The organism is Thalassotalea sp. HSM 43 (assembly GCF_004752005.1).
Classification (GTDB): Bacteria; Pseudomonadota; Gammaproteobacteria; order Enterobacterales; family Alteromonadaceae; genus Thalassotalea_A.
Genome location: NZ_CP038493.1, coordinates 2,719,339 through 2,731,957 on the forward strand (window position 1 = coordinate 2,719,339; position 12,619 = coordinate 2,731,957).

Consider the following 12,619-nt stretch of genomic DNA (forward strand, 5'->3'; position numbering starts at 1 on the left):
ATAAGCATGGCCTATATGAGGGCGGTGCTTCTTAGCAAAGAGAAAAGATAATGAGCAGAGACATTCATGACAGTCGAATTCTAATTTTAGATTTCGGTTCTCAATACACCCAACTTATCGCCCGTCGCGTTCGTGAAATAGGTGTTTACTGTGAACTGTGGGCATGGGACGTAACCGAAGAGCAAATCAAAGAATTTGCTCCGAGCGGTATTATCCTTGCTGGTGGTCCAGAATCTGTAACCGAAGACAACTCGCCTCGTGCACCACAATATGTATTTGATGCTGGTGTACCGGTATTAGGTGTTTGTTACGGTATGCAAACCATGGCCGAGCAACTTGGCGGCAGTGTACAAAGCTCTGAGCATAAAGAGTTTGGTTATGCCGCGGTTGAAGTGATTAAAAAATCAGAATTATTTAAAAACATCGAAGATGCGATTGCCGCTAACGGTAACGCAACGTTAGATGTTTGGATGAGTCACGGTGATAAAGTTGCGACGATTCCAGCTGGTTTTAGCACCATCGCACAAACGTCAAGCTGTGCACATGCGGCAATGGCCAATGAAGAAAAGCAATTCTACGGTGTTCAGTTCCACCCTGAAGTAACCCATACCAAACAAGGTATGCGTATGCTTGAGCATTTTGTTATTGATATTTGTCAGTGTGAAAAACTTTGGACATCAGCATCAATTATTGAAGATGCCATTGCCAAAATGAAACAGCAAGTAGGCGACGATGAAGTTGTGCTTGGTCTATCTGGTGGTGTTGACTCGTCTGTTGTTGCCATGCTTTTACACCGCGCAATTGGTGACAAGCTTACTTGTGTATTCGTCGATAACGGTTTATTGCGTTTAGACGAAGGTAAGCAAGTAATGGAAATGTTTGGTGATCATTTCGGTCTAAATATTATCCACGTTAATGCTGAAGATCGTTTCTTAGATCGCCTTAAGGGTGAAAATGATCCTGAAGCGAAACGTAAAATCATTGGTAATGTGTTCGTTGAAATCTTTGACGAAGAAGCGAGCAAACTAACCAATGCTAAGTGGTTAGCACAAGGTACCATTTACCCAGATGTTATCGAATCTGCGGCATCTGCTACAGGTAAAGCCCACGTTATTAAATCACACCATAACGTTGGTGGTCTGCCTGAAGATATGGAGCTTGGTCTTGTTGAACCGCTTCGTGAATTATTTAAAGATGAAGTACGTAAGATTGGTTTAGAGCTAGGCTTGCCTTACAACATGCTATACCGTCACCCGTTCCCGGGTCCTGGTTTAGGTGTTCGTATTTTAGGTGAGGTGAAGAAAGAGTACGCCGATCTACTGCGTCGCGCCGACGCTATCTTTATCGAAGAGCTGCACAACCACGACTTGTACAACAAAACCAGCCAAGCATTTACCGTATTCTTACCGGTACGTTCAGTAGGTGTTATGGGTGACGGTCGTAAATACGACTGGGTTGTATCACTTCGTGCCGTTGAAACCATTGACTTTATGACCGCTCACTGGGCACATTTACCGTACGACTTCTTAGGTCTGGTTTCTAACCGAATCATCAATGAAATCGACGGTATCTCACGTGTTGTTTACGATATCTCTGGTAAGCCACCAGCGACTATCGAGTGGGAATAATCAGCTAGATTGATTCGCGAATAAAAAAAGCCTGCACTCGCAGGCTTTTTTGTATTCATAACACTTATTGATTTAACGCTGATATATTTTCAATCCGCTAATTGGCAGCCGTCGGTTATTTTATAAGCATTGCTTTATTGCAATACGTTGCTTTTTCAAAGTCGCTAATATTCATCGCAATATTGGCTATCTCAGGAAACAAGCTGACAAGCTTAGCCACCATGTTTTGTGATAACGTGGCTTTTTGCTCCGTCGTGCGGCCTTGCATGATATGAGCAAATACATGAATAAAATCGTCTCGTTTATTACCTACCGAGTAGGTTTTAAACGTGGTTAGTCTTACTTTGATATCGCTCTCTTCAAATAAGCCGCTAGCGCTTGCGACTCGATGCAGTTGTTGCAGAATAAACTGTTCATCGTAAGATTTAAGGACGCTATCAGAGCAGTCCATAACAAAATGTGGCATTAATTTTCCATTCTAAGATGTTCAGGAACTAAGTTATCGTTATTGTACGACGAACGTCACGGTTACGTTCGCTGAGTAGGTGACCTTCTCAAAAGATGAGTCCGCAGATTGTTGCTGGTAAGAGTCGGATAAGCTCGCTTGTTTTATTCGGCTTCCGGTTATTTCTATTCTCTCAATATCATCTTCTTCAAAAGAGGAACGATCATTAAAAGATATCGCTTTTAAATCGATGCCCAATGATTGTGCGTAAAAATCTTTTTGCGCTAACACTTTATTGAGGGCGCTTTGTTTAGCTTTTTGTATATAAGCGTCTTTTTCAGAGTGCTCAAAATCGGTATTTATTAACGTGACTTCATCGTGAGCGTCGACTATTTTGGCAATACTTTGGAAGCCCAATTCATTGTCAATACGCACAGTGACGGTGTTCGCCACTTTATAGTTATCTGGCTTATCACCAAACCAGCCGTAATCTGGAGACGTTGAAAACTTTGAGTTTTTAATCTGATCAGAATGAATACCATCAGCGGTTAAAGTGGCTGAAATGTCATTCCTTAGCTTGCTGTTTTTTTGTAAAGACATGGCTAATTTTTTATCTTCGGTTGTGATCAGCATGCTTATTACCGCCACATCTTTAAAAGCTATTTCTTCAGCACTTTGTGTAATTGAAATGGTTTTAACGTCAGGATGAAAAAAACTCTTTAGCTCACTGGGGCTGCCTTTTAACTCTGGTTCCGCGAACGCAGAAAATGAACACAGTGCTGCTATCCCTATCAGTTTTAGATTCATATTAACTCTCCTTAGCCCAATTATTATTTGATAATGTCGTGCAGTATTATTTGGGTCGCAAGCTAAATAAGGCGCTAGCATGCAACGGTAAAACGTTATCGATTTGGCTGACCAATGAAATTATCCAACCCATATGCAATATAAGACCATAACGTTTTCAATAGGTTAACGTCAATCTATTATCCATTACATACTGTGCTGTTGTCGTGCTTAAAAGGTAGAGTTGATATAGGTATCTAAACGAATGAAGTACATCAAGCCCTGTTGTGAACAGGGCCTGTATTGAGGCGGGTTATAAGTTGGCTTCAGCGTAAATTTTGATGGCGTTAGCGAAATGTTCAGCGGTACCGGCACCATGCTGTTCAAACGCCGCTTTTTGGTGTTCGTCGTTGGCAATTGAGTCGGCCATTTTTAAGAAGCGCTCTTTGTTTATCAACACTGACTTTCCCTGCAACTTGGTCAATGCGAAGTTACTGTACATAAGGTACTCTCTAACAATTAATTGCATCTCTTCTGAGTCTATTGCAAGGGTCTGACAATCGCTGATTTTGCTCATCACTGATTCGGCTTTGTCCTTTAGAGCCATAGTATCTTCTATGCTCATATTCGCCAGTTGCTCCATGCGTTCGTCAACTTTGTCGTCACCAACACGCTCTCGTGCTAACTGTTCTTGTTTTTCTAATTCTGGGTTTTCTTGAAACTCTTTTTCGTCAGTCATCATTGGTTCTCAGTTATTCAAGGTTTAAATCGGTCAGGCCAGCATTTTAGTCGTTAAAAAAATCAATAAGTTGCATCTATTGCTGATTTGTTTGCTTACCAATTGAGCGATAATTTAATGGACATATGCAGGCTGACACAAAAAACGAATATTTGCTTATTATCTGCATCATTTGATAGCAAAAAATTGCCACAATTATGCTTAAATTTTCATTAAAGTATAGTGTTTTTTTTCATCTATACTACTTATAGTTATGGCAGCATAAGCGCCGTCAAATAAGCGTTTTCGACGAACCTAATAAAACGATAAAAAAACACTCATTAGCTACCGGCTTATATCAGTGCAGTGTTTTCAGTTAATGTGTTAGTTATTGGTTAGACTATTGTTTTTCTATCAGTTGAACGTAAAATATCGAACACTATTATTGCATGTATTATTCGTGATGTGGCCATATACCTTTGGCTTCGATCGGATAAAGTCTTTAAGGATTAACTATTGTTTTTCGAAGGTTCTGAAAAAAAAGCAGAAGTGATTGTGAGTGATCAGTTGTCACTGCTTGACGATGTAGATGATAACTTTTGGGCTGAAATGGTTGGTCGCTGTAATGCGCAAATATTGTCGAGTGTTAAAAACGCCGACTGCAAAGCCTATTTGTTGTCTGAATCGAGTCTCTTTGTTTGGAAGGATCGACTGATGATATTGACCTGTGGTGTTACCCGTTTGGTAAACTCTGTCGAGTACGTCATCCAACATTTCGGTATGGACAATATTCAACACGTGTTTTATCAACGCAAAAACGAATATTTCGCGCAGGCGCAATTTAGCTCGTTTGGTGATGATATCAGCTTGTTGTCAGATTATATGCCAGGCAAAGCCTATCGTTTTGGTGAACTCGACGGCCATCATAATTATGTGTTTCATCAAATCAGTGATTATCAGGCTGATAGTGAAGACAAAACTTATGAATTATTGGCTTATCAAATCAGTGACAAAGCCTCAACGATGTTGACCTTACCTGGCTTGCAACCTGAACAAATTCGCAGTTATTTGCAGTTAGAGCAATTATTGCCCGGGTTTGAATTTGATGATTATGTGTTTGACCCATATGGCTACTCAGTCAATGCGATTAAGGGTAGCGATTACTTTACCATCCACATTACCCCGCAAGCAGGCATTAGCTACGTAAGTTTTGAGTCTAATTTAAACTTGATCCGTTTAGCACCAAGCATTTTAACCATATTAGAGCCAGCCTCGTTTGATTTGCTGACCTTTAATGAGCCTGACCTGCAACAACTGATTACCCAATACATTCCGCAACATTATGTCTGCCAATCGAAAGTGGCAGAAACCATGTCAAACGGTTATCAGCTAAGCTTTGTAAACTATATTGCCCCAAAACAACAATTTGCCAAGCCTGCGGTGCTTGATGCAACAGGAGAAAACCATGCACTCTGAGTTATGGATAGAAGAGAAGTTTCAGGACTTTTTGAGCCTGAAAATCAAAGTCGAAAAAGTACTTTTTTCTGGTAAAAGTGACCACCAAACCGTGGATGTTGTGGAAACTCGAGGGCACGGCAAAATGTTACTGAACGATGGTTTGATTATGGTGACTGAACGTGATGAGTTCGCCTACCATGACATGATTGCTCACGTGCCGTTATTTGTGCACCCCAATCCTAAAAACGTATTAATCATTGGTGGCGGTGACGGCGGAACCGCGCGTGAAGTACTGCGTCATAGCGGTGTTGAGAAATGCACCATGGTTGAAATCGATGCTATGGTCGTTAAGGCGTGTCGAGAGCATATTCCACAAACATCATGTGAACTTGATAATCCTCGCCTTGATCTACTGATTGCCGATGGCGTTAAATTTGTCAAAGAAACCAACGAAAAGTTTGATGTCGTGATCATTGATAGCACCGACCCTATCGGCCCCGCAGCGCCGCTTTTTGGCCCAGAGTTTTACCAAGATGTATTCAACTGTATGACGGATGATGGTGTGGTGGTATCACAAGGGGAGTCATCATGGTACGCAATGGATATTCAGCAATCATTATTACATGTCCTAAACAGTGTCTTTCCACAATGCTTTTTGTATAACTTTAGCAACCTCACTTACCCAGGCGGCTTGTGGAGTTTTACCTTTGCATCGAAAAAATATCACCCACTACAAGACTTTAATCTTTCTCGCGTGCACAATTCTGGCCTAGAGTTTGATTATTACAATTGTGCGGTACATAAAGCGGCGTTTAGCTTGCCAAACTTTGCTCGTAAAGGTCTGGAAGGCTTAATTGCCAATGGATAACTAGAACACAAGAGACGACAGAACTTGTCTCATATTTGGATAAATCAATGAAACTCTACGGTTCAACCACATCGCCTTATGCACGACGTATTCGTATTTTCGCCCATAGCATTCCTCTCGAGTTTATCGCGATGGATATTTTCAATGACGATGACCGCAACCTGCTGATTGCTAAAAATCCAACCTTAAAGATTCCATTCTTAGTTGATGATGAACAGTGTATTTTCGACTCTCGCGTTATCTTCAGGTATTTAACGCAAAAGTTTGAACTTACACCGATTTCTTGGCCGCAAGAAAATTTACTGACCTTGGTTGATTCTATTAATGACTCGCTAGTCAGTATGTTTTTGTTAAGTCGCAGTGATATTGATAGCGACCAAGACGCGTTGTTTTTTAATTTGCAAAAACAACGCATAGATAAGGCGATGCACAGTTTAGAAGTGCATTGTAAGGCAGGGCAATTTAATGACTGGCACTATCCAAGCATTTGTTTATTTTGCTTACTTGATTGGATGAGCTTTCGAGAGTTATATGATGTCAGCAAGTTTCACTCTTTATCAGCGTTTCATCAACAGCATCAACAGCGCGAAGATGTGATTACCACAGATCCAAGGTAATCGCTTTTGAGTTAAAAAGCTATTTGCTTATGCTGCAAGGGGTTCAACCTAAACAGACATAAAAAAGGTCGGCGTTGAGCCGACCTTTTGTTGTACATTAACAATGAGTGTTGCCAACATTATCACTTAGAGATTGACACGAATGCCTACTGCAACATCGGTATTGTCATTACCGTCACTGCCATCGGCATTGACATTGTCATTCATTCTCACTTCAGCAAAAACAAAACCAATATCATCTATAAATACGTAATCGGCACCAAGAAATGGATAGCTGATTTCAAAATCATTGTCATCTTCGTCAGATTCTAGATAGTTCATGCCACCATAAAAACCAAAACCACTATTAAAGTTATATCGGATCATCGCTTCATAACCCATAGTATCTAAATAGTTGCCGGTGTCATCCAGTTCATGAAATTCTGACGTTGCAGCGCCAACTGCAATATATAATCCATCTAATAATGTACCGTAAGTTGCCGCTACCGCTGAGATGGTGTCATCTTCAGCGTTGCCTAATCCTATGGCATCCGCTGTACTGTTACCTTCAATTTCGGTTACGTTGTGGGCAACACCCGCCCAAAATTTACCGAAACGATAGGACAGTGAAGCACCGTAACCGTCGCCAATGGTACCTAAACTAACACCATTGAGAGATTCACATAAATCAAAGGCAGCCTGGGTATCGGTTATACCCGCACAATCGGGTAAATCTAATGTGATGTCCTCATCTTGCGCTTGGTATTGTAAGCCGACATTTAAGTTGCCGAAGGATTTGCGCCATGTAATGGCTTGCTCCGCACGACCTGTACCAGACAAACCACCATCGCCACCAAGGTTATAGACACCTAATGCGCTACCACCATAGTAATCAAGTAAATCGGTAACGCCCGTGACATCATAGTAGACACTCCATTGCTTGCCGAAACCAAAGCTACCCCACGTATCGTGGGTCATGTGTATATAGCCGAGACGCGAAGATAAAGTGTCGCCCGCATCACCTGTAGCAACGTTTGAATCATTACCACGAAAACTAACTGAGAAATCTTTATTGCTTTCAAAGTTCATCGCCCACTCGGTAGTGACACCAGCAGTCCAGCCTCCTTGAATCTTACGCGTAAAATCAAGACCCCAACGAGAACCACCGTCAGTGAGTTCATCACTATTGTTATTGCTTTCAAAGGTTAATCGTAAGTAACCACGAGTTGCCACTGATGTTTTATCATCTTTATAAATTTCAATGGCTTGTGTTGTAGAAGAAAGGGCGCACGCGATCGCAGCAACCGCTAAGGACAGCTTTGTTTTCATACCTGAACTCCTCGTCAATGAGTCAATTTTTTATGGTTATTAATAATCAAGTATATGCAAAGATCTTAATTTTTCTTGTTAATTAACAAAATTTTAACTTAAATCAATGGCTAAGCAGGCTGCGTAAACATTTATTGTCGAAAAAAAAACACTATTTTATGCAATTAACAAATTTTTACGCCCTTATAACCTAGAGCTACAAGATATAATTGGTTAGAATATAAAGCATATTCAGGGTCATCAGAGAAGAAGTCGAATATGTTGAACTTAACAGATATCCAGGTAACTCAAAATGAGATCTATCTAGATAACAACGCAACAACGCCAGTATTACCGCAAGCAGCCGAAGCTGCGATTCATACCATGAACATGTGTTACGGTAATCCGAGCTCATCGCATTCAACCGGGATCAAGGCAAAGTATATCCTTGAATCAACCCGTACTTTGACTCGTCAGGTGACCGGTGCAACGGATGGTGAAATTATTTTTACCTCTGGGGCGACAGAAGGTATTCAAACATCAATTATTTCTGCGTTAAACGCGGTTAAAGAAAAGGGCATTCATTCGGCAAATCCGGTGTTGCTCTATGGCGCAACCGAACACAAAGCGGTACCCGAAACATTAAAACATTGGAACAAAATGTTGGGGGTTGGCGCAGACGTTGTGGCGATTCCTGTTGATGAAAACGGTATTCTTGATTTTGAATTTATCGCCGAACATGCCAGCAATGCGCTAATGATTTGTACCATGGCTGCGAATAACGAAACCGGTGTGTTTCAAAATTTAGCCGCGCTCGAAAAAGTTATCCGTGATAATAACCCTGATGTGTTGTGGATGGTCGACTGTGTACAGGCGCTAGGTAAGATTGACTTAGAGCTGTCAAAAACAACCATTGATTACGCACCTTTTAGTGGTCATAAATTATATGGTCCTAAAGGTATCGGCGTTTTGTACGTCCGCCATGGTGCGCCTTACACACCATTTATTGCTGGCGGTGGTCAAGAAAGCGGCTTGCGTTCCGGTACCGAAAACCTACCTGGCATTGCTGCTCTTAACGCGATTTTTAATCTATTGAGTGACGACAATGATGACACCTTTAAGTCACACCAAGTATTAGAGTCATACCGCGCACAATTGGCGAGTACGTTAAAAATCGCATTCCCGGCAATCGTGTATAACCATGACTTTGATTATTCATTGCCAACCACGTTAAATTTCGCCGTTAAAGGCTTAAGCAGCAAAGACATCATGGATGTGTTTGATGCCGGTAAGATTCGCGTAAGTGCGGGTTCTGCTTGTAGCTCGAAAGTCACCGGTAGTTTTGTCCTTGATGCTATGGGTAAACCAACTTGGCAAAGTGAAGGTGCGATTCGCATGTCATTTGGTCCGGCAACCACACAGCAAGAAATTGACAATGCTTGTGCCGCTATATTAAAAGCTGCGTCGGCGATGCGTAACAGTTGCTTAGTGATATCCGATACTCAGGAAGATATCGACAGTAAATTTGATGGCTTACAGCAATGGGTTTACGACTCACAATGCACCTGGTGCTATGTTGATAAACAGGCCAAACAAGTGATTTTAATTGATCCAGTAGCAGAGCTATCGGAAAAGTTTGAAACATTTATTCGTTGCCGTGATTACGAAATACGTGCCATTTTGACCACTCATGATCACAGCGACAAAGAAAGCTGTGCCGGCATGTTGCGCGAAATTGTACGTGACAATATGGCATCAACGGCCGTTGATGAAAATGGCTGGCCAACCGAGATTGCACAAACCGTTGAGCTAAACGACGAATCACTGGCTAGCTGTATTACCTTGGGTGACAAGGTATTGGTCAAGGTTGCGACACCAGGGCATACCAATAATAGTGTGACCTATTTATTAGGTGACGCCAAAGCGGGTAAATTGGCAGCGGATGATATCGATTACGTATTCGCAGGCGATACCATTCAAATTGGTGGTATTGGTCGTTCTGATTTCAATAACAGTAATGCTGAGAACTTATACGATTCTATTCAACACCTGTACGCTCTGGTCAATGAAGAGACCTTGCTGTGTCCGGCACATGACTACAAGCAGTTGTTCACAACCACCTTTGCTCTTGAACAAAGCAATAACACATTGTTGGCTGAGGTGTGCAAAAATGCAGTGACTAAAGCGGCGTTCGTTATAGCCAAAGCTGAACTTGATAACACCATTGGCGAGGACTGTGAGCCTAATTACTGTGGCAATATCAGACAAAATATTGAGCCAAGCATCGATGTACACCCAGAAAAGCTAAATGACTTTATCACCAAGCACCCAAATGTGATGGTGATTGATGTGCGTGAACCACAAGAATTTGAAGCGTTCCGTGAAGAGTACTTACGTCAACAAAAATTGGTCAATGTACCTCTAACACAGCTAACTAACTTTGTTCATAACCACGTCAAAGATAAAGAACAGCAAGCGTTTATTTGTGTTTGCCGTAGCGGAAATCGTTCGGATGCTGCAGCGAAAACGCTAAAACGTATGCACTTTGAAAATGTATACCATGTACCAGGTGGCTTTGCCTTGATGAACTAGTCATCGGTTACTATGGCATGATATCAAAGCCCTGTAGGCAGTGCCTGCAGGGCTTTTTTGTATATTAGCCTTTGCCATTTACCGCCGTAGTGGTTAAAAATCATCTATATTTAGCTGTACGTTAGGTTACTTGGGTATTGTTACATGTCATTGAAATGGACTGATTCTTTGGAAATTGCATTGGATTTAATCGAGCAGCATCCTGATGTTGATCCCACCCAAATACGGTTTACCGATTTGATGCAGTGGGTTTTAGCACTTGAGCGATTTGATGATGATGCCGATCATTGCGGCGAGCGCATTCTTGAGGCGATTCAATTAGCTTGGATTGATGAGGCGGATTAATTTCGCCCCCCGATTCTGATCTATTTTGTCACCAGCTGTAACTGACATTAGCCAAGTGTCTAAAAAGACTATACAATACGCGCCATTTTACAATTTTCGGACAACAAAAAATGAGCAACGAAAGCAGAAAACGACCTTTATATATTCCCTATGCAGGGCCAATCTTATTGGAAACCCCTTTGCTGAATAAAGGCAGTGCTTTTAGTGCTCAAGAACGTGTTAATTTTAACTTAACCGGTTTGATCCCACCGCGTTTTGAAACCATTGAAGAACAAGTTGAGCGTGCCTACATGCAATACTCATGTTTTCGCAGTGGTCTGAACAAGCATATTTATTTACGCAATATTCAAGATAAAAATGAAACCTTGTTTCATGCCTTAGTACAGGCACATCTTGAAGAAATGATGCCGATTATTTACACCCCAACGGTCGGTGATGCCTGTGAAAAATTCTCTGACATTTATCGTTCAAATCGTGGTCTATTTATCTCTTACTCCGAGCGTCATCAGATCGACGACATTCTGCAAAATGCCACCAAGCACAAAGTTAAAGTTATTGTTGTGACCGATGGTGAGCGTATTCTTGGCTTAGGTGACCAAGGTATCGGTGGTATGGGTATTCCAATTGGTAAGCTATCGTTATACACCGCATGTGGTGGTATTAGTCCAGCTTACACTATGCCTATTATGCTTGATGTGGGTACCAATAACGAAGCGTTGTTAAACGATCCTATGTATATGGGCGCTCGTCATAAACGTATCAGCCAGGAAGAATATGACGAGTTTGTTGAATTGTTTATTCAAGCCGTAAACCGTCGTTGGCCAGGCGTTTTATTGCAATGGGAAGATTTTGCTCAACCAAACGCAATGCCGTTATTGGAGCGTTACCGTAATGAGATCTGTTGTTTTAATGATGATATTCAAGGCACAGCATCGGTAACCGTCGGTACATTGTTGGCCGCATGTCGTATTAAAGGCAAGAAGCTATCAGAAATGAACGTCGCCTTTGTTGGTGCTGGTTCCGCCGGTTGTGGTATCGCCGAGCAAATCATCGCGCAAATGATCAGCGAAGGGTTAAGTGATGAACAAGCTCGCCAGCACGTTTATATGATTGACCGTTTCGGTTTATTGACTGAAGGTATGGAAGATCTGCGTGATTTCCAACAAAAGTTGGTACAACAAAAATCAGCACTTAAAGAGTGGACGTTCTCTGGTGAATTTGCCTCGTTACTTGACGTTATGCACTGTGCAAAACCTGATATTTTAATCGGTGTTTCTGGCCAAGCAGGGCTGTTTACTGAACAAGTCATTAAAGCCATGCACGCAGGGACAAAAACACCGATTGTTTTCCCACTATCAAACCCATCAAAACAGGTTGAGGCACACCCACAACAAGTTATTGAATGGACTGATGGTGACGTGGTGATCGCCACGGGTAGCCCATTTGACCCGATTGAATATAAAGACGAGTCTTATCACATAGCGCAGTGCAATAACTCGTATATCTTCCCAGGTATAGGCTTGGGTGTTGTTGCTGCGAACATCAAATTCATCAGTGATGAAATGCTAATGATCGCCAGTGAAACCTTAGCGGCTGAGTCACCATTGGCGAATACCGGTAAAGGTGGTTTGTTACCGCCATTGACGCAAATTTCAGATATCAGTAAAAAAATCGCCTTTAAAATTGGTAAATTGGCAATGCAACAAGGTTTGGCATTAGAGCTAAGCGATGAGCAATTGCTGGCTAATATCGAAAGTAATTTCTGGATGCCTGAGTATCGTCAATACAAACGCTCAACCATCTAAATTTGTTCGCATATCTCGATAAAAAACGCCTCGCTATTTAGTGAGGCGTTTTGTTTTCTGCTGCGCAAAT

The 12,619-nt window shown here is 41.7% G+C and carries 11 protein-coding genes; 7 read left to right on the plus strand and 4 right to left on the minus strand.

Features of this window, described 5'->3' with window-relative positions:
* The first annotated feature begins 50 nt into the window (after nt 1-50).
* Nucleotides 51-1,628, plus strand: a complete 1,578-nt coding sequence (guaA, locus tag E2K93_RS11720; RefSeq protein ID WP_135439272.1) for a glutamine-hydrolyzing GMP synthase — start codon at nt 51-53, stop codon at nt 1,626-1,628.
* A gap of 115 nt (nt 1,629-1,743) precedes the next feature.
* On the opposite strand, the gene E2K93_RS11725 is transcribed toward guaA, so the two are convergent.
* From E2K93_RS11725 to E2K93_RS11735, 3 genes are all read right to left on the minus strand, one after another.
* Nucleotides 1,744-2,094, minus strand: coding sequence for a 5-carboxymethyl-2-hydroxymuconate Delta-isomerase (locus tag E2K93_RS11725; RefSeq protein WP_135439273.1), 351 nt, complete (start codon nt 2,092-2,094; stop codon nt 1,744-1,746).
* A gap of 39 nt (nt 2,095-2,133) precedes the next feature.
* Nucleotides 2,134-2,880, minus strand: a complete 747-nt coding sequence (locus tag E2K93_RS11730; protein ID WP_189637758.1) for an SIMPL domain-containing protein — start codon at nt 2,878-2,880, stop codon at nt 2,134-2,136.
* A gap of 292 nt (nt 2,881-3,172) precedes the next feature.
* Nucleotides 3,173-3,601: a TipAS antibiotic-recognition domain-containing protein gene (locus E2K93_RS11735; protein ID WP_135439275.1), complete on the minus strand. Its 429-nt coding sequence runs from the start codon at nt 3,599-3,601 to the stop codon at nt 3,173-3,175.
* 492 nt (nt 3,602-4,093) lie between these two features.
* Here E2K93_RS11735 and E2K93_RS11740 point away from each other — a divergent pair, with 492 nt between their 5' ends.
* Genes E2K93_RS11740 through E2K93_RS11750 form a run of 3 tightly spaced genes read left to right on the plus strand, consistent with a single transcriptional unit; the run spans nt 4,094 to nt 6,520 of the window.
* Nucleotides 4,094-5,053, plus strand: a complete 960-nt coding sequence (locus tag E2K93_RS11740) for an adenosylmethionine decarboxylase (protein ID WP_135439276.1) — start codon at nt 4,094-4,096, stop codon at nt 5,051-5,053.
* Nucleotides 5,043-5,903 (plus strand): polyamine aminopropyltransferase, encoded by an 861-nt coding sequence (gene speE / locus E2K93_RS11745; protein WP_135439277.1) that lies wholly within the window; start codon nt 5,043-5,045, stop codon nt 5,901-5,903. Before E2K93_RS11740 ends, speE begins: the two co-directional genes overlap by 11 nt.
* A gap of 47 nt (nt 5,904-5,950) precedes the next feature.
* Nucleotides 5,951-6,520, plus strand: coding sequence for a glutathione S-transferase family protein (locus E2K93_RS11750; protein WP_135439278.1), 570 nt, complete (start codon nt 5,951-5,953; stop codon nt 6,518-6,520).
* A 126-nt stretch (nt 6,521-6,646) separates the two neighbouring features.
* Here E2K93_RS11750 and E2K93_RS11755 read toward each other — a convergent pair whose 3' ends face one another.
* Nucleotides 6,647-7,828, minus strand: a complete 1,182-nt coding sequence (locus E2K93_RS11755; RefSeq protein ID WP_135439279.1) for a porin — start codon at nt 7,826-7,828, stop codon at nt 6,647-6,649.
* A 258-nt stretch (nt 7,829-8,086) separates the two neighbouring features.
* On the opposite strand from E2K93_RS11755, the gene E2K93_RS11760 reads away from it, so the two are divergent.
* From E2K93_RS11760 to E2K93_RS11770, 3 genes are all read left to right on the plus strand, one after another.
* Nucleotides 8,087-10,399 carry an aminotransferase class V-fold PLP-dependent enzyme gene (locus E2K93_RS11760; RefSeq protein WP_135439280.1) on the plus strand — a complete coding sequence of 771 codons (2,313 nt, stop codon included), beginning with the start codon at nt 8,087-8,089 and terminating at the stop codon, nt 10,397-10,399.
* A gap of 144 nt (nt 10,400-10,543) precedes the next feature.
* Entirely contained in the window at nt 10,544-10,744 is a 201-nt protein-coding gene (iscX, locus tag E2K93_RS11765) for a Fe-S cluster assembly protein IscX (protein WP_189637761.1), read from the plus strand.
* A gap of 110 nt (nt 10,745-10,854) precedes the next feature.
* Nucleotides 10,855-12,549, plus strand: coding sequence for an NAD-dependent malic enzyme (locus E2K93_RS11770; protein WP_135439281.1), 1,695 nt, complete (start codon nt 10,855-10,857; stop codon nt 12,547-12,549).
* Nucleotides 12,550-12,619 lie beyond the last annotated feature (70 nt).

Coding starts and splice junctions, on each gene's coding strand:
- guaA (WP_135439272.1), top strand. CDS start 51: ATGAGCAGAGACATTCATGACAGTCGAATTCTAATTTTAGATTTCGGT.
- E2K93_RS11725 (WP_135439273.1), bottom strand. CDS start 2,094: ATGCCACATTTTGTTATGGACTGCTCTGATAGCGTCCTTAAATCTTAC.
- E2K93_RS11730 (WP_189637758.1), bottom strand. CDS start 2,880: ATGAATCTAAAACTGATAGGGATAGCAGCACTGTGTTCATTTTCTGCG.
- E2K93_RS11735 (WP_135439275.1), bottom strand. CDS start 3,601: ATGATGACTGACGAAAAAGAGTTTCAAGAAAACCCAGAATTAGAAAAA.
- speE (WP_135439277.1), top strand. CDS start 5,043: ATGCACTCTGAGTTATGGATAGAAGAGAAGTTTCAGGACTTTTTGAGC.
- E2K93_RS11750 (WP_135439278.1), top strand. CDS start 5,951: ATGAAACTCTACGGTTCAACCACATCGCCTTATGCACGACGTATTCGT.
- E2K93_RS11755 (WP_135439279.1), bottom strand. CDS start 7,828: ATGAAAACAAAGCTGTCCTTAGCGGTTGCTGCGATCGCGTGCGCCCTT.
- E2K93_RS11760 (WP_135439280.1), top strand. CDS start 8,087: ATGTTGAACTTAACAGATATCCAGGTAACTCAAAATGAGATCTATCTA.
- iscX (WP_189637761.1), top strand. CDS start 10,544: ATGTCATTGAAATGGACTGATTCTTTGGAAATTGCATTGGATTTAATC.
- E2K93_RS11770 (WP_135439281.1), top strand. CDS start 10,855: ATGAGCAACGAAAGCAGAAAACGACCTTTATATATTCCCTATGCAGGG.